This is a genomic window from Nonomuraea sp. B5E05 (assembly GCF_039880665.1).
In the GTDB taxonomy this organism is placed as follows: Bacteria; Actinomycetota; Actinomycetes; order Streptosporangiales; family Streptosporangiaceae; genus Nonomuraea.
In genome coordinates, this window is the sequence record NZ_JBDPMJ010000024.1 from 102,613 (window position 1) to 123,151 (window position 20,539).

Here is a 20,539-nt window from a genome sequence, read left to right on the forward strand (position 1 = left end):
GCACTTCCGCCCGCCTTGTCGATCCCGGGGCGGCTAGGTGACCTCGGCTCTCAGCTCCGCGAGGAGCTCGCCCTGGTCGGCCAGCATGTCGGTGAGGATGCGCCGGGCGGCGCAGAGCAGGTCGGCGAGCTCTGGAGTGGCCAGGGTATAGACCACCGTGCTGCCTTCGCGGATGGCGCTCACGATCCCTGCCCGGCGCAGGACCGCGAGCTGTTGTGAGAGGCTCGAAGCCTCGATGTCGATCTGAGCCAGCAGGTCCCTGACGGGAAGTGGCCCTTCCTGGAGCAGCTCCAACACTCGGATGCGAGCGGGGTGGCCGAGCGTTCGGAAGAAGTCGGCCTTGGCCTGATGGACCTCCACGTGCATGTTGCCAGACTAATCGAGTTCAGTTGCATAATTCTTCAAGTCGTAACGTTGTTGGATAGCATGGCAGCGGGGACGAGGGAGAGTAGCCATGGGCCGAGGTAGAGCCAAGGCGAAGCAGACGAAGGTCGCTCGCCAGCTGAAGTACACCAACCATCACATCGACTACGACCGGCTCCGCGAGGAGCTGGGCGCCGACCCGCGACGCGAGGACTCTCCTACTCCGTCCGAGCAGGAGTCCGAGCGCGGGCGATGACCCGGGTCAGCCGCGCGGGCGCGAGCGTCACGTTCGCCAGCCGCCTGGCCTCCGGCGCCTGATCGGGCGCAGCGAGTTCCAGGCGGCGCAGCACCTCCCGGATGATGACGTGCATCTCCAGGAGCGCCAGCTGCGCTCCGACGCAGAAGCGCCGCCCGCCGCCGAAGGGCATCCAGCCCCTGTTCTGGTGCCCCGCCAGGAAACGTTCCGGGCGAAACTCCCCGGGCTCGGCGAAGGCGGCGGGATCACGGTGCACGAGCGGGATGTACGGTCCCGCGTACCACCCGGCAGGGATCTCGTAGTCGCCCAGCCGCAGGGGTGAGTCGAGCAGCCGTGGCGCCTCATAGACGACGGGCCGGACGCGCAGCACCTCCTTGACCACCGCGTCGAGGTAGGGCTCGTCGTCCGGCAGGCGTTCCAGCACCTCGGGCATCCGCAGGATCCGCTCGAACGCCCAGGCCAGGCCGGTCGCGGTCGTTTCATGACCGGCGATCAGCATGGTGATCAGCTCGTCGCGGATCTCCTGGTCGTCCAGCCCGGTGTCCAGCAGCCGCCCGAGCACGTCGGTGCCGCCGGAAGTGCCGCGCCGGCGGCCGATCTCGTCGAACAGGATCGTGTCCACGGCGGCGCGCAGCCGCAGGAAGCGCGCGTACGGCGTGATCGGCACCCGTGCGGCGGGGCCGCGCAACCGGTCGGGCAACATCGCCACCTGCATGGAGCCGCCGGTCTTGATCAGTGCCGGCAGCAGCGCCCGCAGCCTGCCGACACGCTCGGCGTCGCTGATCCCGAAGATCAGCCGGATGATGATCTCCAGCGTGATCTCCTGCATACGATCGCGCAGCGCGAAGGGCCTGCCCAGCGGCCACGTCGCGATCTTCTCCGCCGCGATCGCGGCGATGTCGTCGTGGTAGCCGGCGACCTGCCTGGCGCGCAGCGGCGGGTTGAGCGTCTTGCGGTGCCGCCACCACGGGTCGCCGTCCAGCGTGAGCACGGAATGCTCGCCGACCAGATGCGCGAGGAAGTCGCGGCGCGCCGCGCCGGCGTGGCCTCCGCCCTGGTCGGTCCGGTAGACCTGCTCGGCCAACTCCGCGGTGGTCACGTAGACCTCCGGGGGGAAACCGGCGTAGCGAACCGTGAAGATCGGGCCGTACCTGCGGTGATAGGCCTCGAACGCGCTCGGTGCCGCAGCCATGAAACGCGCGGTCTGCACCAGCGCGGGAACTCTCGGTCCCGGAGGGATCACTGTTCGTCCTCCATGTAGATATACGTACGTCATATACGGACGTATATCTGGATACCATGGATCGCGTGGCGCGAACAGAGGCCGGTGGATACCGGGAGAGACTGCTGGCGGGAGCCGTGAGCTGTCTGCAGGAGAAGGGCTACGCCCGCACGACCGCACGAGACCTGGTCGCCGCCTCCGGCACCAACCTGGCCTCCATCGGCTACCACTTCGGCGGCAAGGACGCGCTGCTCAACGAGGCCATCGCCGAGATCTTCGAGCAGTGGACGGAGCGGGTCGAGCGATCCATGTTCGGCACCGAGCTCGGCACCGGCAGGGAGATGCTCGAACGCGCCATGAGGGAGCTGATCGACGTCTTCGAGGAGCTGGGGCCGCAACTCGTGCTCCTCGTCGAGGGCTATCCCGCGGCGCTGCGCGAGCCCGTGCTGCGGGAGAAGCTGGCCCAGGCCTACGCCCGCGCCCGCACCGCCGGGGCCGGCATGATGCGCAGGGCCGCCGGCGAACTCGGGGTCGAGCTGCCGATGAACCCCGAGGTGTTCGTGTCGGTGGTGGTGGCGATCGCCGACGGGCTGATGCTCCAGTGGCTGCTCGACCCGTCGGCCACCCCCGACGCCCGCCAGGTCGTCGACGCCCTCGCCGCGCTCTCCACCATCATCACCTAGCCTCCGCGCCCCGCGCCGCCCGCGTCGATCAGGCGGCGCAGGAGTCGTGGGTCGCGTCGAAGCCCTTGATCGCCTCGTGGTCGTCGACGCGCAGCGGCTTGACGCCCTTCCAGTCGTCGCCGATCACCAGCACCAGCCGGTTGGTCCTGGCGGCGGGCACGTGCCTGGGCGCGGCCGTCACGAGGTCGCGGGCGAGGGTGGGCACGCGGGTCTCGCCGTTCGGGCCGTAGAGGATCGTGGTCTTCGCCTGCGGCTTGCGGGCCGTGTCGCCGATCTTGGCGATGTGGTAGCCGCGCTGTTCGAGGGAGGCGGCCACCACCCGGGCCAGCCCGCTGCGCCAGGTGCCGTTGCGGAGCTCGACCTGCACCTTCGACCTGGCCACCTTGGCCTGGCCGCCCTTGACGCCCCCCACGCTCTGGTCTTTGGCCACCACCTGGAACAGGTGGTCGGCCTGGGGCTGCATCCACTCGACCCGGCCCGGCTGGGTGACGGAGTAGTGCCACGGCGTGGTGATGAAACGGATGCGTCCGGCGTCCAGCCCGCGCAGGCTGAGCGCGAGATCCTTCATGACGGACGGGGTCAGGCCGCGGTCCGTCGTCACAGCCCTGGTGCCGGCGTCGAGGACGGCGAACAACCTGGCCGGGTCGGTCAGCGTCTCGCCGCTCATCACCTTCTTGACCATCGAGGCGATGAACATCTGCTGCCGCTGGATCCGCCCGATGTCGGAGCCGTCACCCATGCTGTAGCGGGCGCGCACGTAGCCGAGCGCCTGCTCGCCGTTGAGGGTCTGCCGGCCCGCGGGCAGGTGCAGCAGGGCCTTCTTGTCGCGCACGGGTTCGGGCAGGCAGACCTCCACGCCGCCGACGGCGTCGACCAGGCTCTTGAAGCCGGAGAAGTCGACCTTCACGAAGTGGTCGATGTGGATGCGGGTGAGCGTCTCGATCGTCTTCCAGGTGCAGCCGATGCCGCCGGAGTTGAACGACTCGTTGATCATGCCGAGGTGCGGCCGCTGCCCCGGCAGGCCGCCGGTGGCCCGGCAGGCGGGCAGTTGCACGAGCGAGTCGCGCGGGAAGCTGACGACCATCGCCTGGTCGCGCCGTGACGACACGTGGACCAGCATGATCGTGTCGGTGCGCTCACCCACGACGCGGCCGTATTTCGCGTTGGCGCCGTCGCGCTGGTCCGAGCCGACGACCAGGACGTTGAGCGCGGTGCCGGCCACCTTGGCCGGCCGGGCGGTGCCGAGGTCGTCGGCGGTCACGTCGACGTGCTTGACGTTGCCGGTCAGCCTGGCCCAGACGCCCACGACCACGCCGACCACCAGCAGGACGACCGCCGCGGTGACGGCGATCGCCCCGCGCAGCCAGGGACGGCGCCGCCGGCGGTGCGATCGTTTGCTCCGGTGGGAGGGCGGCACATCGCTCACGTGACTCCAGAAGGACGGGGCCGAGGGCCGCCGCCCATGGCCAAGAGCCTCGCCGTTCAGATCTCGGCCGGTTGGACGTGCCTGAGTGTACTCAGCCGAACACGCTCCGGGGCTCAGTCGGGAACGTTCCTTCGCGGGGTCACCAGCCCCGACTCGTAGGCGAACACCACAAGCTGGGCGCGGTCGCGGGCGCGCAACTTGGTCATCGCCCTGCTGACGTGCGTCTTGGCGGTGGTCGGGCTGATCACCATGTGGGCGGCGATCTCGTCGTTGGACAGGCCGCGGGCCACCAGGGCGGTCACCTCGCGCTCGCGGTTGGTGAGCACGCCGAGGCCCTCCGGCCGCGGCTCGGGGCGGCGGGCGACGTACTCGCCGATCAGCCGGCGGGTGATGGCGGGGGAGAGCAGGGCGTCGCCGCGGGCCGCCACCCTGACACCCTGCAGCAGGTCGGCGGGCTCGGTGTCCTTGACCAGGAAGCCGCCGGCGCCCGCCCTGAGCGCGTCGTAGACGTACTCGTCGAGGCCGTAGTTGGTGAGGATCACGACGTGGACGTCGCTCAGCCGCTCGTCGGAGGCGATCTGGCGGGTCGCCTCGATGCCGTCCATGACCGGCATCTGGATGTCGACGAGCGCGACGTCCGGCCGGTGCTCCAGGGCCAGGGCCACGGCCTGCCTGCCGTCGGCGGCCTCGGCCACCACCTCGATGTCGTCCTCCGCCTCCAGCAGAGCGCGGAAGCCGCCCCTGATGAGCGCCTGGTCGTCCACGAGCAGCACGCGGATCACGATGGTTCCCCCAGCGGTAGTTCTGCGCGTACGGTGAATCCGCCCTCGGGGCGCGGGCCTGCCCGCAGCCGGCCGCCGAGCGTCGTGACGCGCTCGCGCATGCCGCGCAGCCCCACTCCGGGCGTGGGCGGCGTGCCGGGGCCGGCCGTGCCGTCGTCGTCCACCTGCACGACCAGCTCGCCGGCGCCGTAGTCGATGCGCACCGCCGCCGCGGCCCCGCCCGCGTGCCGCGAGACGTTCGTCAGCGCCTCCTGCACGATCCGGTAGGCCGCCCTGTCGACCTCGCGGGGCAGCTCGTGCCGCTCGCCGGAGATCGTCACCGTGGTGCGCAGGCCGGTCGAGCGGGCCCGCTCCACCAGGTCGCCGAGCCGGTCGAGGCCGCTGGCCGCGGGCTCGTCGCCGGCGTCGCGCAGCACCTCCAGCGTGGCGCGCAGCTCGCGCATGGCGTCGCCGCCGGCCTCCTGGATGGCCAGCAGCGCCGCGGGTACCTCCTCGCCCCGCTTGCGCGCCAAGTGGATGGCCACGCCCGCCTGCACCTTGATGATCGAGATGCTGTGGGTGAGCGAGTCGTGCAACTCCCTGGCGATGCGCAGCCGCTCCTCGCTCGCGCGGCGGAGCGCGGCCTCCTCGCGGGTCCGCTCGGCCTCGGCGGCGCGCTCCTCCACCTGCTTCAGGTACGCCTGCCGGTGCCTGGCCACGGTCGCCGCCACCCCGGCCGCCAGGAACCAGCCGAGCAGCAGCGTTGTCGCCTGGGTGATGGCCTGGGCGTCCTGCGGGGCGGCGGTGGCCAGGTTCGCCGCCAGGCCGACGCCCAGATAGACCGCGCCGGCCAGCGCCGCGACCAGCCGGTGGCCGGCCCTGACCGCGCCGAAGACCGACACGAGCACGGGGAAGGCGGCCGAGGGCCCCGGGTCGGCGTGCTCCGAGAAGACGAGCATGCAGACCGTGGTCAGGGGCAGCGCGACCAGCGGCGCCCGCCGCCAGGCGACCAGCGCCAGCGAGCCGGTCAGGACCGCGGCCAGTTCGAGCGCGCCCGTGCCGGGGGCGACCAGCGCGGTGGGCGTCAGGATGGCGGCCACGGTCACGGCGAGCGCGCCGTCCACAGCGAGGGGGCGCCATCGGGGCACAGAGCTCACTCCTGCACAGTAGGGCCTCACCGCGGCCGGTTCGTCGGCGCCTGGTCGCACTTCGACGCTACTGCCGGCGAAGTAGGGGCGTCGATCCTGCTTCGCGGGGCGTAGCCGCAGGAGTCTTCGCGGGCCTGACGACCGATGACCAGGACGGATACCACTATGTCGAATCATGGACCTGTTTCAAGACAGGAGCCGGTGATGACTGGCTCGTTCCGTTACGTCACCCCGGTGGAGCCGCGCGGCGCGACCGGGCGGGTGGGCGAGGTCTACGCGCAACTCGCGGAGGACTTCGGCATGGCACGCATGGCGGTGTTCATGACGTTGTCGCCGTCGGCGGACGTGCTCGCCGCGACCTGGTCGCTGCTGCGCGAGTCGCTGCTGGCGGGCAACGCGCCGAGGACCGCCAAGGAGATCGTGGCGATGGGCGTGTCGCTGGCCAACCGGTGCCCGTACTGCGTGGCCGCCCACACGACCCTGCTGCACGCGACCGGCGACCACCGGCTCGCGGAGACCGTCGCCGCCGGCGGCACGCCCCGCGATGCCGAACACGCCGAGCTGCTGGCCTGGGCCAAAAACCGGGGTCCGGTGCCTTTTCCCGTCGTGCTCGCGCATGAGTACATCGGCACCGCGCTGACGTTCCACTTCGTCAACCGCGTCGCCTCGGCGCTGCTCACCGAGAACCTGCTGCCCGCGAACCTGCAGAGATCGCGCCTGGTGCGGAGTGTGGGCGGGCGGATGATGTCCGGCGCGGTACGCCGCACGCTGCCCGCGGGCGGGAGCCTGCCGCTGGTGGCGGACCTGGCCGCGGGGCCGGAGCCGGCCTGGGCGATGGGCACGCCCGTCGGCGCCGCGTACGCCGCGCTGCGCGCCGCCGCGGGGGCGGGCGGCGAACTGCTCGGCCGGGCCGCCCGCTCCGCCGTGACCAGGGCCGTCGCCGCCTGGGACGGCGAACATCCGCCGATGGACAGCGCCTGGCTGGACGGGCCGACGGCGGGTCTGCCCGCCGGGGAACGCGCCGGGGCCAGGCTCGCGCTGCTCGTCGCGCTCGCGCCGTACCGGGTGACCGACGCCGACGTCGCCGCCTGGCGCGGACCCGCGACGGACGAGGACCTGGTACGGCTCTGCGCGTTCGGCGCAATCACGGCCACGGAACGCGCCGAGACCCTCATCACCGCCACGGCCGCCGAGCGCGCCGACTCTCACAGCACCGTCACACACGCACTCCGGGGAGATCGATCATGACCGCGCAACACACCTTCGCCACCGCGCCCGTGCGGAGCTCCTGGCCCCTGCAGACGCTCCGGGCCGTGGTCATCCTGCACGTGGTCGCGCTGCTGTTCCAGGCGGTGACGGCGGGCATGCTGCTGACCTCGTCCGGTGGCCGGGCGCTGCACATGACGTCGGGGATCGCGCTGGTCGCCATCGGGATCATCCACCTCGTCGCGGCGATCCTGGTCTGGCGGCCCGGCCGCGGGCCCGCCGCCTTCGTCGCGCCGGCCGCGCTGCTGCTGGTTCTCACGGTGGTCGCGGCGATTCTCGGCGAGCTCCACATGAAGACCCTGCATCTGCCGCTCGGGGTGCTGCTGTTCGGCGCCGGCGTGCTGCAGCTCACCAGGGTCATGCCGCGGCGAACGCCATGAGACCCACCAGACGTACGGCGCTGCGGCTGCTCGGGCTCGGCGCGGCGGCGACGGCGGGGGCGTCGGGGTGCTCGCTGCTCGCCGGCACACCCCAGCCGCAGCTCCTGACCAGCGCGGCGCCCCTGCCCAAGCCGTACGCGGTGCCGCTGCCGCTCCCCGAGGTCGCGGAGCCCGTCCGCAGCTCGGCCGGGGCCGACTTCTACGAGCTGACCGAGCGGGCGGCCGAGGTGGAGGTGCTGCCCGGGCTGCGCACCCCGATCCAGGGGTACGGCGGCACGTTCCCCGGCCCCACCATCCAGGCGCGCAGCGGCCGGCGTACGGCGGTGAAGCTGATCAACCAGCTCGGCGAGCCGACCGTCCTGCACCTGCACGGCGGGCACACGCCGGCCGAGTCGGACGGTTTCCCCACCGACCTGGTGGCCCCCGGCGCCTCCCGTGAGTACGTCTTCCCGCTGGAGCAGCGGGCCGCCACCCTCTGGTACCACGACCACACCATGGACTACACCGGGCCGCGGGTGTGGCGCGGGCTGGCCGGGATGTTCCTGGTCAGGGACGCAGAGGAGGAGGCGCTGCCGCTGCCTTCCGGGGAGCGCGACGTGCCGCTGCTGATCTGCGACCGGTCGTTCGCCGCCGACGGCACGATGGTGTATCCGGCTCTCGGCGACCGGCCCGGGGTGCGGGAGGCGTACATGGGGGGCGTGCTCGGCGACGTGATCCTGGTGAACGGCGCGCCGTGGCCGGAGCTCCGGGTCGCCAGGGCCCGCTACCGGCTGCGGCTGTGCAACGCCTCCAACGCCCGCGCGTACGAGCTGGCCACCGGCGGGCCGATGGTCCGGATCGGCGGCGACGGCGGGCTGCTGGCCGCGCCGCGCACCGTCAAGCAGATCCGCCTGGCGCCCGGCGAGCGCGCGGACGTGGTGATCGACTTCTCCGCCTACCGACTGGGTCAGCGGGTCGAGCTGCGCAACCTGGCGGGGGAGGGCGCGCAGGGCAGGGTGATGCGGTTCGCGGTCGACCGCGACGAGAGCGACGACTCGGCCGTGCCGGCGCGGCTGTCCACCGTCGAGCCGCTCGACCCCGCCAGGGCGACGGTCACCAGGGACTTCGAGTTCGGCAGCGGCAGCATGCACGGGGGCGTCGGCTGGCTGATCAACGGCAGGCCGTTCGACGCCAGGCGGATGGAGGCCAGGCCCAGGCTCGGCGACATCGAGGTCTGGCGGCTGACCAGCGACGTGGCGCATCCGGTGCACGTGCACCTCGACCACTTCCAGGTGCTGTCGGTCAACGGTGAGCGCCCCCCGGGGCCGCCGGAGTGGAAGGACACCGTCGAACTGCGCGACGCTCAGACCGTCGAGATCGTCACCCGCTTCACCGACTACCGCGGCCGGTACGTGCTGCACTGCCACAACCTGGAGCACGAGGACATGGCCATGATGGCCGCGTTCGAGGTCGTATGATCGCGCGGATCTGCGAGGGTTTCGCGCGGCGGTCAGGGCGGCAGGCGGTCCGAGCGCGGCCAGACGTAGTCGAGGTCGTCGGGCTCCTCGTCGCCGAAGACGGGCCGGTAGAAGCCCGGGTCCTTGCGCAGGAGGGCGGAGCGGTGGCTGAGGTGCAGCGAGGGGTCGCCCAGCCAGGGCGGCAGCTCGCCGGCCGCGCCGAGCTCGTCCTGCCCGCGTACGGTCGTCGTGCCGCGCGACCGGGCCAGGTCGTCCAGGATCGTGGCCGCGCAGGTGTCGGACCGGCCGAGGGCGCACCAGCGCGCGCACACCTCCAGGCCGTACCTGACGAGCGCCTCCTCGTAGCCGGCCCACATCTTCACGACCGGGTGGTGGCGCCAGCCGTAGCCGGGGACGGTGAGGGCGCGCAGGATCTGGAGCGCCTCCACGCGCTGCTTGCCGAGCCGGAGTGGGTCGAGGACCGCCGCCGTTGCGGCGAAGTCCGCATAAGGCAGGAACGTTTGCATCTATACCCCCGCTGACGTGCGCCTTCTCGCGGATGGTATAGACCGTCCGGCGGGCGGCGCGCACAATCGGGGCATGGGAGACGCGTATGTCGGCGCCAGCACGCCGCGACGGGAAGACGCCAGGCTGCTCACCGGAAGAGGAAAGTACGTCGGCGCGGTTCGTCTGCCCGGCATGGCCCACGCCCACGTGATCCGCAGCCCCATCGCCCACGGCAGGCTGCTCGGCTGCGACGCCAAGGCGGCCTGGGCCGCCGACGACGTGCTCGATATCATCACTCCCGCCGACGCCCCCGATCTTCGTCTTCCCTGCGTGAGCCTGTCGCCCGGCCAGCGCCTGCTGTCCTACCGGGCGCTGGACGACACGATCCGATACGCGGGACAACCCCTCGCCGTCGTCGTCGCCCGCACTCCGGAAGCCGCCAGGGACGCCGCCGACCTCCTCGACCTGGAGCTGGACGAGCTGCCCGCGACGGTCGGGATCGAACGTGCACTGGAGGACCCCGCACCCCTGCTCTACCCCGACTGGGGCACCAACCTCCTCACCGACTTCACACTCGGCGACGATGACTGCGCCGCCGCCGTCGAGCAGGCCGAGCACGTCGTCGAGATGACCTTCAGGATGGGCCGCGTCTCGCCGTACCCGCTCGAACCGCGCGGCGTGGTCGCGGTGTACGCCGACGACGAGCTGACCGTGCACACCTCCTCCCAGGCCCCGCACCACGTGCGCGAGCACCTGGCGGACGCGTTCGGGCTCATGCACGACCAGGTGCGTGTCGTCAGCGGCGACACGGGCGGCGGGTTCGGCGGCAAGGAGCACGTCTACCCCGACGAGGCGATCGTCTGCCTGGCCGCGATGCGCCTGGGCCGCCCCGTGAGCTGGTCGGAGACGCCGGGCGACCGGGTGCTCGCCACGCTGCCCGCGCGGGCGGCCGTGCACCGGGGGCGGCTGGCGCTCGACGGCGATGGGCGGTTCGTGGCCCTCCACGTCGACGTGCTCGGCGACATCGGCGCGCACCCGTCGAACGTCGGCGCCTCGACGTTCGCGGTGACGGCCACGACGTTGCCGGGCCCCTACCGGTTCGACCGGGTCGCGGTACGCGTGCGCGGCGTCGTCACCAACACCACGCCGACCGGCTCCTACCGCGGCTTCGGCCAGCCGGAGGGCACCCTGACCAGGGAACGCCTGATCGACGAGGCCGCCCGCAGGCTGGGCATCGACCGGGTCGAGCTGCGGCTGCGCAACATGGTGGGGCCGGACGAGCTGCCGTACACGTCGCGGGTGTACCAGCCGTACGACTCCGGCGACTACCCGCTCGCCCTGACGACCCTGCGCGACCTGGTCACACCGGTGCAGAAGGACGACGGGCGGCGGCGCGGCATCGGCTTCTCCTGCCACGTCGAGACCACCGGCATGGGCCCCTCGATGGATCTCAAGGCCAGCGGCATCCAGGCGGGTGGCTACGAGACGGCGGTCCTGCGCATGGAGCAGGACGCGTCCGTCGTCGTGTCGTCGGGGGTGGTCTCGATCGGCCAGGGCATCGAGACGGCGCTGGCCCAGGTCGCCGCGGATCGGATGGGCGTGCCCATCGACCGGGTGCGGGTGGTGCTGGGCGACACGGCGGCGACACCGTACTCGTCGGTCGGGTCGGTCGGGAGCCGGTCGCTGGCGATCGGCGGCGGGGCGCTCACCCAGGCCGCCGCCCGGCTGCGCGACAAACTCGTCGCCATCGCCGCGCACCGGCTGGAGGCGGCGCCCGACGACCTGGAGCTCGCCGGCGAGGCGGTGCGCGTGAAGGGCGACCCGCAGTCGTCGGTGACGCTGCGCGAGCTGGCCACGGCGGCCTGGCGCGGCTGGGACCTGCCGGACGGCGTCACACCCGGGCTCGAGGAGCGGGTCAGCTACGACCCGAAGGCGTACACCTTCGCGTACGGCGCGCACGCCGCGGCGGTGGCCGTCGACCCCGAGACCGGGAAGGTCGAGCTGGAAGGCTACTGGGTCGTCAACGACTCCGGCGTGCTGGTCAACCCCACCCTGGTGGAGGGGCAGATCAGGGGCGGCGTGGCGCAGGGCATCGGCATGGCGCTGACCGAGGAGATCGTCTACTCCGAGGACGGCCAGCCCATCACCGACTATCTGCTGCCGACCACGCGCGAGGTGCCGGACATCGAGGTCGTGATGACGCAGACCCCGTCGCCGCTGACACCCGGCGGCATGAAGGGAGTGGGCGAGTCGGGCACGATCGGCCCGCCCGCCGCCATCGCCAACGCCGTCGCGGCCGCCCTGCCGGAGATCGCAGACAAGATCACGGACGTTCCCCTGACGCCCGCCGCTCTGTGGTCGTTGTGGTAGGCGCTGCCCCTTAGGTGAGGTCTTTCAACTCCTTGCCCGCTTCGAGAAGTGCCTGCTCCAGGGCCTTCCGGCCGGCGGGCTTGGGCGCCTCCGGCCGCGCCGCGCGCCTGTCGGGCCGCTTGGCGGCGTCGAGGCGCGGTTCGGTGTCGGTCTTCGGTGCGTTCTCGTCTGGACTGCTCATGGCACAGTCCGTACCCCGTGGCGCACGCACCGTTTCCGCGCGGGCGGAAAAGAATTCTGATTTATCGCCGAAGATTCGACCCGAACGGCCTTCTCGTGCGTACACGTTTCGACGGCGCCGTACGTCCACCCATAGGCAGGCCCTCGTGTCGAGTGAAACGTGCATTCGTTGCCCCGCCTCACCGGAAAGAGATGTCATGACCTCGCTGCGATCAGCTCGCCGGAGCCGTATGCAGTACGCGTGGCCGCTGGTCGAAGACGTGCGCACGGTCGGCCAGGCACGGTCGATCATTCGCGATGAATTAATCTCCCTGGCCCTTTCCGACGATCTTATCGACGACGCCGTTCTCATGGTGAGCGAATTGGTCACCAATGCGTTCATGTACGGCGACGGCCCCTACGAACTCGCGCTGCACGTGGACGCCAGAGAGATCATGATCGTGGTCGTGGACGGCAGCCCGTTGTTGCCCTCCCCGTCGCCGGACGACGTGTCGGCCGAGCACGGCCGCGGGCTGCGGATCGTGGCCAGGCTCTCCGACGGCTTCTACGGTTGCCACCCCCAGCGCTACATCACCCATCCCGACCTCGTCGGCAAGGCCACCTGGTTCGCGCTGCCGCGCCAGGGCACGCCCGGCAACGTCGTGCCCATCAGGTCGGGAACCTGACCGATGAGTTCCGCCGCCGGCGGCGGTCCTACCTCCGTCACTGTGCCCCTCCGAGGAAGGACCTTCGCCATGACGACCACGCACATCCTCGAGATCCCCGGCGTGCGGCTGCGTTACGAGGTGCGCGGCACGGGCCCGCTGCTGCTCCTGCTGGGTGCGCCGATGGCCGCCGCGTACTTCGCCCCGCTGGCCGACGCGCTGGCGGGCGACCACACCGTGCTCACCCACGACCCGCGCGGCATCGCGGGCAGCGTGCTCGACGACCCCGCCCAGGACTCCACCCCGGAGCTGCGCGCCGACGACGCCGCCGCCCTCATGGACGCGCTCGGCGTCGAGTCGGCCGACGTGCTCGGCAGCAGCGGCGGTGCGGTGACAGGGCTGGCCCTGGCCGCCCGGCTCCCGAAGAGGGTGCGCACCCTTGTCGCGCACGAGCCTCCCTGCCTGGAACTGCTGCCAGACGCCGCCGAGCGGCGGGCCGCGACCGAGGACATCATCGAGACCTACCACCGCGAGGGCGTCGGGCCGGCGTTCGCGAAGTTCATGGCCAGTGCCGGCTTCGACGGCGACGAGGTTCCCGACGGGGCTCCCGACGGGGCTCCCGAGGAGCCGAGCGAGCAGGACCTGGCCGACAGCGCCCGCTTCTTCGCCCACGAGTTGCGCGGCACCACCCGTTACGTGCCCGACGTCGACGCGCTCAAGGCCGGCCCGGCCCGGGTCGTGGTGGGCATCGGCGCCGACTCGGGCCGGCTGCTCACCTACCGCACGTCCGTGGCGCTGGCCGGCCTGCTGGGTACGGAGCCCGTCGTCTTCCCCGGCGAGCACGTCGGCTTCACGGACCAGCCGGAGGAGTTCGCGCGGACGCTGCGCGAGGTGCTGGCCGCCTCCTGATGGGCCGCTCGACGCGCGGACGCCCAGGCCGGCGCGGGGGCCGGGCCTGGGCGTCCCGCTCGTACGAGTCGCGCCGTCGTTCTCAGCCGACGGGCGTGAAGTCGCGCGCGGCGATGAAGTCGGGCCGGCGCGAGGACGCGGCGTACGGCTCCACGCAGGTGTTCTCGACGCTGTTGAACACGACGAAGATGTTCGAGCGCGGGAACGGCGTGATGTTGCTGTTGGAGCCGTGCATGCAGTTGCAGTCGAACATGGTCGCCGAACCGGCGGCTCCGGTGAACACCTCGATGCCGTGCTTGTCGGCGAGGACGGACAGGCTGCTGGGGTCGGGGGTGCCGATCTCCTGCTGCTGCAGCGACGCCTTGTAGTGATCGTCGGGAGTCTGCCCCACGCAGGACACGAAGCTCTTGTGCGACCCCGGCATGATCATCAGCGCGCCGTTGTGCAGGAAGTTCTCCGTCAACGCGATGGAGATGCTCACCGCGCGCATCCTGGGCATGCCGTCCTCGGCATGCCAGGTCTCGAAGTCGGAGTGCCAGTAGAAGTCCTTGCCGTTGAATCCGGGCTTGAAGTTCACCCGGCTCTGGTGCACGTAGACGTCGGAGCCGAGGATCTGCCGGGCCCGGCCCACCACGCGCGGGTTGGCCACCAGGTCGGCGAAGACCTGGCTGATCTTGTGCACCTCGAAGATCGACCGGATCTCGTTCGACCCGGGCTCGGTGATCGTGCGCTCGTCCGAGAGGATCTTCTGGTCTTCCGACAGCCGGCGCAGCTCGCCTCGGTAAAGCTCGACCTCGTCGGGCTCGAGGAGCCGGTCGACGGACAGGAAGCCGTTCTCCCCGTAGGAGTTCAGCGTCTCGGCGTCGATGGGCCCGTCGTCCGGTCCGCCGTACACCACCGGGTCCTGCCGGTACAGCAGGGCGGGCTCCTTGGCGCTCCTGGTGGGGTACGGGTCGCGCTGGGTCGGGTTGAGTGCTTCGGCCAAGGTCATGCTTCCTCCTTGATCAATGGGTAGACGCCGTTCTCGTCGTGCACTTCCCTGCCGGTGCAGGGCGGGTTGAAGACGCAGACAGTGCGTACGTCCGTGTGCGCGCGGAGGGTGTGACGCTCGTGACCATCGAGGAGGTACATGGTGCCCGGTTCGACCCGGTGCTTCTCACCGGTCTCCTCGTTGGTGAGCTCGCCCTCGCCCTCGACGCAGAAGACGGCTTCGATGTGGTTCGCGTACCACATCGAGGTTTCGGTGCCGGCGTACAGAACGGTCTCGTGCAGCGAGAAGCCGACCTTCTCCCGGGCCAGCACCAGCCGCTTGCTGCGCCAAGTCGGCGCCTCCACATCGCGTTCGGTCCCGGTGATGTCCTTCAGCGAGCGAACGATCATATTGTCTCCTTTCAGCCGGTTTCGGATTCTCAGACCAGGACGGCTTCGACCGAGTCGGCGATGATGTCCAGACCTTCCGCGAGTTCGTCGGGGGTCGAGGTGAGCGGCGGCAGGAGCTTCACCACCTCGCTCTCCGGGCCGGAGGTCTCCAGCAGGAGTTTCCGCTCGAAGGCCGCCGCGCAGACCGCGGAGGCGTGCGCGGGCTCGGTGAAGGCGATCCCCTGCGCCAGCCCGCGGCCCCGGGTGCCGCTCACGCCCTCGGGGTACGCCGCGGCGAGCCGGTCCAGCGACTCCTGCACCTGCTCGCCCTTGGCGATGGTCTCCTTCTCCATCCCCTCGTCGGCCCAGAAGTGCCGCATCGCGGCGGTCGCGGTGACGAAGGCCGGGTTCGGGCCGCGGAACGTTCCGTTGTGCTCGCCCGGGTCCCACACGTCCAGCTCGGGCTTGAGCAGCGTGACGGCGAACGGCAGCCCGTAGCCGCTCAGGGACTTCGACAGGCAGACGATGTCGGGAGTGATCCCGGCCTGCTCGAAACTGAAGAACGGCCCGGTGCGCCCGCATCCCATCTGGATGTCGTCCACGATGAGCAGGATCTCGTGCTGCTTGCAGAGCTCGGCGAGGCCGCGCAGCCACTCCGGGCTGGCCGCGTTCAGGCCGCCCTCTCCTTGCACGGTCTCGACGATGACCGCGGCCGGGGTGTCCAGCCCGCTGCCGCTGTCTTCGAGCAGCCGCTCGAAGAGCAGGAAGTCGGGCGTCCGGCCGTCGAGATAGTTGTCGAACGGCATCGTGAGGGTCTGCAGGGGGATTCCCGCGCTCTTGCGCTTCATCGAGTTGCCCGTCACCGCGAGCGCCCCGAGCGACATGCCGTGGAAGGCGTTGGTGAAGCTCACGATGGTGTTGCGGCCGGTGTATTTCCTGGCCAGCTTCAGCGCCGCCTCGACGGCGTTGGCGCCACCGGGCCCGGGGAACTGGACGCGGTAGTCGAGACCGCGAGGTTTCAGGATCACATCCCGGAACGTCTCCAGGAACTCCCGTTTGGCCACGGTGTACATGTCGAGGCTGTGGACGATGTTGTCGCCGCTCAGGTACTGCAGCAGGTCCTCTTTCAGCTGCGGGTTGTTGTGGCCGTAGTTGAGCGTGCCGGCACCCGCGAAGAAGTCGAGGAACGGACGCCCATCCTCGTCGTAGAGGTGGCTCCCCGTGGCCTTGCGGAACGTGGCGGGCCAGCCCCGGCAGTAGCTGCGGACCTCTGACTCGGTGCTTTCGAAAACGTCCATTATTTCAGCTGTCTCCTAATGGGGGCTTGCTGATCGAGGGGCCCGATTCGATAGAGCACCTCTGCTTGGTGATCCAGGGGGAACAACTCTTCGCCGAGAAGCGGCCGTCGCTCCAGATCCGCCCCTCGGTCACGGGCGAAGGCGGTGAACAACCGGTCCGAGGCGAGGTTGTCCGGCGTGACGGTGGCCTCGATGAACCGGCACCCGCTGCCGGCCAGGTAGCCGAGCATGCGGCTGGCCAAGGAGCGGCCTCGCCACCTCTCGTCCACCGCGACCTGCCACACGAAGAGCGTCTCCGGCTCCTGCGGGCGGTTGAACCCGGTGATGAAGCCCCGCACGCCGTTCTCGCCGCGCGCCACGACCGAGGTGTCCGCGAAGTCCCGGCACCACAGGACGTAGCTGTACGGGGAATTGAGGTCAAGGATCTTTGTTTCACGGGTGATGCGCCACAACTCCCGGCCGTCCTCGAGGCGGGGTGGTCCCAGTTCCTCCGTGGAAGGCGGAGAATCCGCTTGCGGTCGTGGGTGTGCTGACGACATGGACTCCGAATTTACGCGAAGTGGTAACACGGACTACCGGGCCGCCACTGCCTGACAGTTTGAGCTCCAGGTTCCGGGGTACGTCAGTTGGCTTTCCCGTTTTGGCTGGTCGGCGGGGTGGAGACGGCTCGGCCGGCGGCTCCGCCATCATCGCAACCGACCAGGGAGCGCACCCTTCCGCGCGGCTTCGTGACGAACGCCGCCGGCGCGCGCAGGAGCGCGCCGGACAACGCTTGTACCGCTTGTTCGGTGCATTTTGGGGTGAAAACTATTGAGAGATTAGTCACAGCCCAAGTTTCATCGTGATAACGGATCGCGTGCGTCCGGTTTGAAATCTCGCCATTGATGATCGTCCCCGTTCTGTGCTGCCCACACCGCGGGGACGCACACCTCACCGGTAAGCGCGTTGTCGGCGGCGCCGTCGAGCAAGGACGGTTCGAGGACCGGCTAGCGTCTGCTGGCGCTGCACTTGGCCGCGAAGGTGTCATCAACGGGGAGGCTCGATGAGATCGCGCGGAGGCGCCGCCGTGCCCGGCCCAGCGGAGGTCCTGGTGGCCGTCGGCGACGGGGTTCGTCTGCTGGACGTGGCCGGTCCCATATGGCGATGCATCCGGCGCGACCACCCTGAAACCTGCCAGGTCTCCTTTCGGGTTTCCGGCGATATGGTGTGCGAAATTCCGGGGAGGCACGGTGCATCGACGACCACATCGGCAACTCGCGTGTGGGATGCTCGCGTTCCTCGCGACGGCCTGCAGCGGGGGCGGCACCCCCGCGGAGACGGTGCCCAGCGCCCCCGTACGCACGATCGTCCCCGGCACCCCGCCACCGTCGCCCACGCCCCCGCCCGCGACCGACCCCGACTGGTCGATCACGATGGAGAACGAGGGGGAGGCCCGATGGCGGGACGCCCGGCTCTTCGCCGCGGGCGGCCGGTTCATGGTGGCCTCCGGCAACCAGTTGCGCGCGATCACGGGCAAGGGCAAGCAGGCGTGGAAGCGCACCTTCCGCAGTGACGTGGAGGTCGCGGTCGCCGACGGCGTGGTGATCGTCACCCACCGGAAAGGCGGCGCAGCCACGTGGCCGCCGCCCAATCTGGTCTTGGGCCTCGATCCCGCGAACGGCAGGACGTTGTGGAAGGCCACCTCCTCGCCGTACGAGTCGGTGGTCGGCGAGATGGTGTACACCCCGGTCTGCCGCGGAGAGCAGACCGAGCGGCACGACGACTGCCGGCTCAGCGCCAGGGACCCGCGCACCGGGCAGGTCCGCTGGACGATCCTCGCCGAGCACGTCGCCACCGTGACCGGCACGGCCGGCGGCGTGCTCACCATGACCACCCGGCCGAAGGGCTACCGGGGCAAGCACTGGCTCATGACCCTCGACGCCGCGTCGGGCGGGCGGCTCGGCGTACGCGTCGAGAAGGAGCGGTTCGGCGGAGAGCTGCTCTACCCCCGCGGCCAGCAGCGGGTCTCCGGCCCCACCTACCTCACCGGCGGGCTGTTGATCATGAGCAGCAAGGAGGACCAGGTCAAGACGTTCAAGGAGATGTGCCGGCTGGACCTGGTCGCGCTGAACGCCAGGACCGGGGCGAAGAAGTGGAAGGGACGCATCAGGCTGGCCGACGCCGAGCGGGACAGACAGTGCAGGTACGGCCTGCCCGACGTCTCGGCCGACGGCGGCGGCCTCTTCGGGGTCGACGAGCGCGGCCACCCGCGGGTCGTCGACCTGGCCAACGGCCGGGCCCGCTGGACGGGCGGCAAACCGGGCACGATCCTGACCGGCGACGCCAGGACGGTGCTGGTCAAGGAGCTGGTCGACGAGAAGGAGACGCTCACCCTCTACGACATCTCCTCGGGCAAGGCCCGCTGGAGCGACGGCGAGCCGTTCAAGGTCTGGGGCAGGCTCAGCACCGTTCTTCTCGGCGACCGGCTCGTGGTCCGTCCCGCCGACTGCTACCGCGACAACTGCTACGTCCGCGTCTACGACCTCGCCAAGGGCCCCCTCGACACCGCGCCCGCCGGTGAGTACGCCGGCGCCGGCGACGGCTGGGTCGCCACCCGGGAGACCTCCGACACGACCACGACGTTCAGCCTCAGCCGTACCGGCTGACCCTCAGCCCAGCCGGTCGACCACCCCGGCGACGATCCGCCGGAGATCGTGCTCCTGCCGCGACTGCACCTTGACGACGAAGCGGCCCTTGCGCACGAGGACGACCTCCTCGCTCCTCTGCTGCACCTCGTCGGCGCCGTAGAGACCCGCCTCGCCGTTGACCAGGCCGTCGGCCTCGGCGGCGGTCGCGGCCACCCACAACACCTCGGCGATGGCCTGCCCGTCCTTCCCGCCCGCGGAGTAGTCCACGTGGCACCGGCTCCTGGCCAGCTCCTGGGAGCCGATCCTGACCGGCCCCTCCACCATGGGCGTGCGCGCTGTCGTCCTGCCCGGCACGTCCTTCAGCAGGTCGCACGCCTGCGGCCACTCGTCCTTGGCCACGCCGCCCAGCTCCAGCGGACCGTCCGTGGGGGCGGAGGCGTACGCGACCAGGTCGTCCACCTTCGACGTGGCCACCAGCAGGTGACCGCCTGCGGTCCCGAGCCACCGCAGGGCGCCGACGTCGGAGTCGAGGCTGAGGGGCAGGGGCATCGTGGTGACCTGTTCCGTCGCCGCGTCGAGGACGTTCAGGCGGGCGGGCAGCAGGGTGCCCCCGAGTTTGGCGCTGACGCCGTACAACCGCCCGCCGGCCGTGACGGACATGGTGTCGTGGGGCGTGGTCAGGGTGCGTACCTGCCCGGCGGCCACGTCGATCACCGACAGGGCCACGTTGCGCGACTCGTCGAGATGCCTCAGCCCCAGGTCGTCTCCCACGCTCCGCAGCGAGCAGGGGGCAAGGCACCGGCCGATGCCGTTCAGGTTGGCGATCTCGCGGTCGTCGCGGCCGACCAGGGTGCGCGTGTGCTCGTCGAGTTCGATCAGCGTGGCGCCGGCGCGTACGGAGATCCCCACCCGGGAGTCGTCGGACGTGCCGGTGCGCGACCAGAGCGGCTTTCCGTCCGAGGGGTTGAAGGCGTACAGGTAGTGGTCGTCGCGGCAGGACTCCCTGAACACCAGGACGCTGCCGTCGGTGTCGGTGGCAGCAGACCGGGTGCCGACGCGACAGCCGCCCGGCGTGTGGTGCGGCCGGCGCCAGCGTTCCTCGCCCGTGGCGGCGTCGAGGGCGAGGAACTCGTCCGGCTTCTCCTCCTCGTCACGCCCGGAGGGCTCGGCTCTGACCAGGAGCGGTAGGACTCCCTCGCCCACGGCCAGGCGCCGGCCGGGCCCGTCGGTGAACGGCGTGCCCTCGTCTCCGCCGCGCTCCCACCGCAGCCGGCCGGTGCCCGCCGCCAGCCCGGTCAGGTGGCTGCCTTCTCCGGATCGCGAGGCGACGACCAGGTCATCCTCGGTGATGGCGAAGCCGGTCAGCTCGCGGCCGGGCTCGCGGTAGTGCCACCTCTTCTGGCCGGTGCCCGCGTCGTAGACGTCGAAGCCGTCGGCGCCGGTGACGAAGAGCTGGTCGCCCTCCAGTCTGATCTGGCGGTTCTCCCCTTGCCCGAGCCCCTTGACGCGCCAAACCTCCCGCATGACGCCGGGGGCCGGGCCCGCGTCGGTGAGTTGCCGGGGGCCCGCCGTGGCGAACGTCTGCTCGCGCTTGACGTCGGGGACGTCCTCGGCGTCCTCGCCGAGGAGCGAGCAGCCGGTGGTCAGCAGCAGGCCCACCGCTGCGTATATCCGCCACGATGACATACGTCGGAAGGGTAGCGG

The 20,539-nt window shown here is 70.9% G+C and carries 21 protein-coding genes; 9 read left to right on the forward strand and 12 right to left on the reverse strand.

All coding sequences use genetic code 11. The features are described from left to right. Nucleotides 1–33: 33 nt before the first annotated feature. Entirely contained in the window at nucleotides 34–366 is a 333-nt protein-coding gene (locus ABGB01_RS34880; RefSeq protein WP_347777835.1) for a metalloregulator ArsR/SmtB family transcription factor, read from the reverse strand. 88 nt (nucleotides 367–454) lie between these two features. Here ABGB01_RS34880 and ABGB01_RS34885 point away from each other — a divergent pair, with 88 nt between their 5' ends. Then, nucleotides 455–619 carry a DUF3073 domain-containing protein gene (locus ABGB01_RS34885; RefSeq protein WP_132515731.1) on the forward strand — a complete coding sequence of 55 codons (165 nt, stop codon included), beginning with the start codon at nucleotides 455–457 and terminating at the stop codon, nucleotides 617–619. Here the strand turns inward: ABGB01_RS34885 and ABGB01_RS34890 are convergent. Further along, nucleotides 582–1,895, reverse strand: coding sequence for a cytochrome P450 (locus ABGB01_RS34890; RefSeq protein ID WP_347777836.1), 1,314 nt, complete (start codon nucleotides 1,893–1,895; stop codon nucleotides 582–584). The two genes, ABGB01_RS34885 and ABGB01_RS34890, sit on opposite strands and share 38 nt — an antisense overlap. A 32-nt stretch (nucleotides 1,896–1,927) precedes the next feature. Between ABGB01_RS34890 and ABGB01_RS34895 the strand changes: the two genes are divergently transcribed. Next, the gene (locus ABGB01_RS34895) at nucleotides 1,928–2,524 is read left to right on the forward strand and encodes a TetR family transcriptional regulator (RefSeq protein WP_347777837.1); all 597 of its coding nucleotides are present in this window, start codon (nucleotides 1,928–1,930) and stop codon (nucleotides 2,522–2,524) included. Between the two features lie 28 nt (nucleotides 2,525–2,552). Here ABGB01_RS34895 and ABGB01_RS34900 read toward each other — a convergent pair whose 3' ends face one another. The 3 genes from ABGB01_RS34900 to ABGB01_RS34910 all read right to left on the reverse strand — a co-directional run bounded on the left by ABGB01_RS34900 (nucleotide 2,553) and on the right by ABGB01_RS34910 (nucleotide 5,859). Then, nucleotides 2,553–3,950, reverse strand: coding sequence for an LCP family protein (locus ABGB01_RS34900; protein ID WP_347777838.1), 1,398 nt, complete (start codon nucleotides 3,948–3,950; stop codon nucleotides 2,553–2,555). A gap of 113 nt (nucleotides 3,951–4,063) precedes the next feature. Then, the gene (locus tag ABGB01_RS34905; protein ID WP_347777839.1) at nucleotides 4,064–4,732 is read right to left on the reverse strand and encodes a response regulator transcription factor; all 669 of its coding nucleotides are present in this window, start codon (nucleotides 4,730–4,732) and stop codon (nucleotides 4,064–4,066) included. Then, nucleotides 4,729–5,859 (reverse strand): sensor histidine kinase, encoded by a 1,131-nt coding sequence (locus tag ABGB01_RS34910; protein WP_347777840.1) that lies wholly within the window; start codon nucleotides 5,857–5,859, stop codon nucleotides 4,729–4,731. The genes ABGB01_RS34905 and ABGB01_RS34910 overlap by 4 nt, the downstream gene beginning before the upstream one ends. A 204-nt stretch (nucleotides 5,860–6,063) precedes the next feature. Here ABGB01_RS34910 and ABGB01_RS34915 point away from each other — a divergent pair, with 204 nt between their 5' ends. Genes ABGB01_RS34915 through ABGB01_RS34925 form a run of 3 tightly spaced genes read left to right on the forward strand, consistent with a single transcriptional unit; the run spans nucleotide 6,064 to nucleotide 8,962 of the window. Then, nucleotides 6,064–7,107 carry a carboxymuconolactone decarboxylase family protein gene (locus ABGB01_RS34915; RefSeq protein ID WP_347777841.1) on the forward strand — a complete coding sequence of 348 codons (1,044 nt, stop codon included), beginning with the start codon at nucleotides 6,064–6,066 and terminating at the stop codon, nucleotides 7,105–7,107. Continuing rightward, nucleotides 7,104–7,505 (forward strand): hypothetical protein, encoded by a 402-nt coding sequence (locus tag ABGB01_RS34920; protein ID WP_347777842.1) that lies wholly within the window; start codon nucleotides 7,104–7,106, stop codon nucleotides 7,503–7,505. The genes ABGB01_RS34915 and ABGB01_RS34920 overlap by 4 nt, the downstream gene beginning before the upstream one ends. Continuing rightward, nucleotides 7,502–8,962, forward strand: a complete 1,461-nt coding sequence (locus tag ABGB01_RS34925; protein WP_347777843.1) for a multicopper oxidase family protein — start codon at nucleotides 7,502–7,504, stop codon at nucleotides 8,960–8,962. The genes ABGB01_RS34920 and ABGB01_RS34925 overlap by 4 nt, the downstream gene beginning before the upstream one ends. Nucleotides 8,963–8,994: 32 nt before the next feature. On the opposite strand, the gene ABGB01_RS34930 is transcribed toward ABGB01_RS34925, so the two are convergent. Further along, nucleotides 8,995–9,468, reverse strand: a complete 474-nt coding sequence (locus ABGB01_RS34930) for an MSMEG_6728 family protein (protein ID WP_347777844.1) — start codon at nucleotides 9,466–9,468, stop codon at nucleotides 8,995–8,997. A 73-nt stretch (nucleotides 9,469–9,541) separates the two neighbouring features. On the opposite strand from ABGB01_RS34930, the gene ABGB01_RS34935 reads away from it, so the two are divergent. Continuing rightward, nucleotides 9,542–11,818, forward strand: a complete 2,277-nt coding sequence (locus tag ABGB01_RS34935; RefSeq protein ID WP_347777845.1) for a xanthine dehydrogenase family protein molybdopterin-binding subunit — start codon at nucleotides 9,542–9,544, stop codon at nucleotides 11,816–11,818. Nucleotides 11,819–11,828: 10 nt separating this feature from the next. Here ABGB01_RS34935 and ABGB01_RS34940 read toward each other — a convergent pair whose 3' ends face one another. Beyond that, nucleotides 11,829–11,999, reverse strand: coding sequence for a hypothetical protein (locus ABGB01_RS34940; RefSeq protein ID WP_347777846.1), 171 nt, complete (start codon nucleotides 11,997–11,999; stop codon nucleotides 11,829–11,831). Between the two features lie 229 nt (nucleotides 12,000–12,228). Between ABGB01_RS34940 and ABGB01_RS34945 the strand changes: the two genes are divergently transcribed. Beyond that, nucleotides 12,229–12,663, forward strand: coding sequence for an ATP-binding protein (locus tag ABGB01_RS34945; protein WP_347777847.1), 435 nt, complete (start codon nucleotides 12,229–12,231; stop codon nucleotides 12,661–12,663). A 69-nt stretch (nucleotides 12,664–12,732) separates the two neighbouring features. Next, entirely contained in the window at nucleotides 12,733–13,551 is an 819-nt protein-coding gene (locus ABGB01_RS34950; RefSeq protein WP_347777848.1) for an alpha/beta hydrolase, read from the forward strand. 82 nt (nucleotides 13,552–13,633) lie between these two features. On the opposite strand, the gene thpD is transcribed toward ABGB01_RS34950, so the two are convergent. The 4 genes from thpD to ectA are packed head-to-tail and all read right to left on the reverse strand — an operon-like array spanning nucleotide 13,634 to nucleotide 16,693. After that, a complete protein-coding gene (thpD, locus tag ABGB01_RS34955; RefSeq protein ID WP_347777849.1) occupies nucleotides 13,634–14,542 on the reverse strand; it encodes an ectoine hydroxylase in 909 nt (302 codons plus the stop codon). Further along, entirely contained in the window at nucleotides 14,539–14,931 is a 393-nt protein-coding gene (locus tag ABGB01_RS34960) for an ectoine synthase (protein ID WP_347623052.1), read from the reverse strand. The genes thpD and ABGB01_RS34960 overlap by 4 nt, the downstream gene beginning before the upstream one ends. A 29-nt stretch (nucleotides 14,932–14,960) precedes the next feature. Further along, the gene (gene ectB, locus ABGB01_RS34965; RefSeq protein ID WP_347623053.1) at nucleotides 14,961–16,208 is read right to left on the reverse strand and encodes a diaminobutyrate--2-oxoglutarate transaminase; all 1,248 of its coding nucleotides are present in this window, start codon (nucleotides 16,206–16,208) and stop codon (nucleotides 14,961–14,963) included. Next, nucleotides 16,208–16,693 carry a diaminobutyrate acetyltransferase gene (gene ectA / locus ABGB01_RS34970; protein ID WP_347777876.1) on the reverse strand — a complete coding sequence of 162 codons (486 nt, stop codon included), beginning with the start codon at nucleotides 16,691–16,693 and terminating at the stop codon, nucleotides 16,208–16,210. Before ectA ends, ectB begins: the two co-directional genes overlap by 1 nt. Nucleotides 16,694–17,473: 780 nt before the next feature. On the opposite strand from ectA, the gene ABGB01_RS34975 reads away from it, so the two are divergent. Beyond that, a complete protein-coding gene (locus tag ABGB01_RS34975) occupies nucleotides 17,474–18,853 on the forward strand; it encodes a PQQ-binding-like beta-propeller repeat protein (protein ID WP_347777850.1) in 1,380 nt (459 codons plus the stop codon). Between the two features lie 3 nt (nucleotides 18,854–18,856). Here the strand turns inward: ABGB01_RS34975 and ABGB01_RS34980 are convergent, their stop codons facing one another. Beyond that, nucleotides 18,857–20,521 carry a PQQ-binding-like beta-propeller repeat protein gene (locus ABGB01_RS34980; RefSeq protein WP_347777851.1) on the reverse strand — a complete coding sequence of 555 codons (1,665 nt, stop codon included), beginning with the start codon at nucleotides 20,519–20,521 and terminating at the stop codon, nucleotides 18,857–18,859. Between the last annotated feature and the right edge of the window lie 18 nt (nucleotides 20,522–20,539).

What these genes read in the sequence shown, in the direction of transcription:
- ABGB01_RS34880 (WP_347777835.1), bottom strand. Translation starts at nt 366, where the DNA reads ATGCACGTGGAGGTCCATCAGGCCAAGGCCGACTTCTTCCGAACGCTC.
- ABGB01_RS34885 (WP_132515731.1), top strand. Translation starts at nt 455, where the DNA reads ATGGGCCGAGGTAGAGCCAAGGCGAAGCAGACGAAGGTCGCTCGCCAG.
- ABGB01_RS34890 (WP_347777836.1), bottom strand. Translation starts at nt 1,895, where the DNA reads ATGACGTACGTATATCTACATGGAGGACGAACAGTGATCCCTCCGGGA.
- ABGB01_RS34915 (WP_347777841.1), top strand. Translation starts at nt 6,064, where the DNA reads ATGACTGGCTCGTTCCGTTACGTCACCCCGGTGGAGCCGCGCGGCGCG.
- ABGB01_RS34920 (WP_347777842.1), top strand. Translation starts at nt 7,104, where the DNA reads ATGACCGCGCAACACACCTTCGCCACCGCGCCCGTGCGGAGCTCCTGG.
- ABGB01_RS34925 (WP_347777843.1), top strand. Translation starts at nt 7,502, where the DNA reads ATGAGACCCACCAGACGTACGGCGCTGCGGCTGCTCGGGCTCGGCGCG.
- ABGB01_RS34930 (WP_347777844.1), bottom strand. Translation starts at nt 9,468, where the DNA reads ATGCAAACGTTCCTGCCTTATGCGGACTTCGCCGCAACGGCGGCGGTC.
- ABGB01_RS34935 (WP_347777845.1), top strand. Translation starts at nt 9,542, where the DNA reads ATGGGAGACGCGTATGTCGGCGCCAGCACGCCGCGACGGGAAGACGCC.
- ABGB01_RS34940 (WP_347777846.1), bottom strand. Translation starts at nt 11,999, where the DNA reads ATGAGCAGTCCAGACGAGAACGCACCGAAGACCGACACCGAACCGCGC.
- ABGB01_RS34945 (WP_347777847.1), top strand. Translation starts at nt 12,229, where the DNA reads ATGCAGTACGCGTGGCCGCTGGTCGAAGACGTGCGCACGGTCGGCCAG.
- ABGB01_RS34950 (WP_347777848.1), top strand. Translation starts at nt 12,733, where the DNA reads ATGACGACCACGCACATCCTCGAGATCCCCGGCGTGCGGCTGCGTTAC.
- thpD (WP_347777849.1), bottom strand. Translation starts at nt 14,542, where the DNA reads ATGACCTTGGCCGAAGCACTCAACCCGACCCAGCGCGACCCGTACCCC.
- ABGB01_RS34960 (WP_347623052.1), bottom strand. Translation starts at nt 14,931, where the DNA reads ATGATCGTTCGCTCGCTGAAGGACATCACCGGGACCGAACGCGATGTG.
- ectB (WP_347623053.1), bottom strand. Translation starts at nt 16,208, where the DNA reads ATGGACGTTTTCGAAAGCACCGAGTCAGAGGTCCGCAGCTACTGCCGG.
- ABGB01_RS34975 (WP_347777850.1), top strand. Translation starts at nt 17,474, where the DNA reads ATGCTCGCGTTCCTCGCGACGGCCTGCAGCGGGGGCGGCACCCCCGCG.
- ABGB01_RS34980 (WP_347777851.1), bottom strand. Translation starts at nt 20,521, where the DNA reads ATGTCATCGTGGCGGATATACGCAGCGGTGGGCCTGCTGCTGACCACC.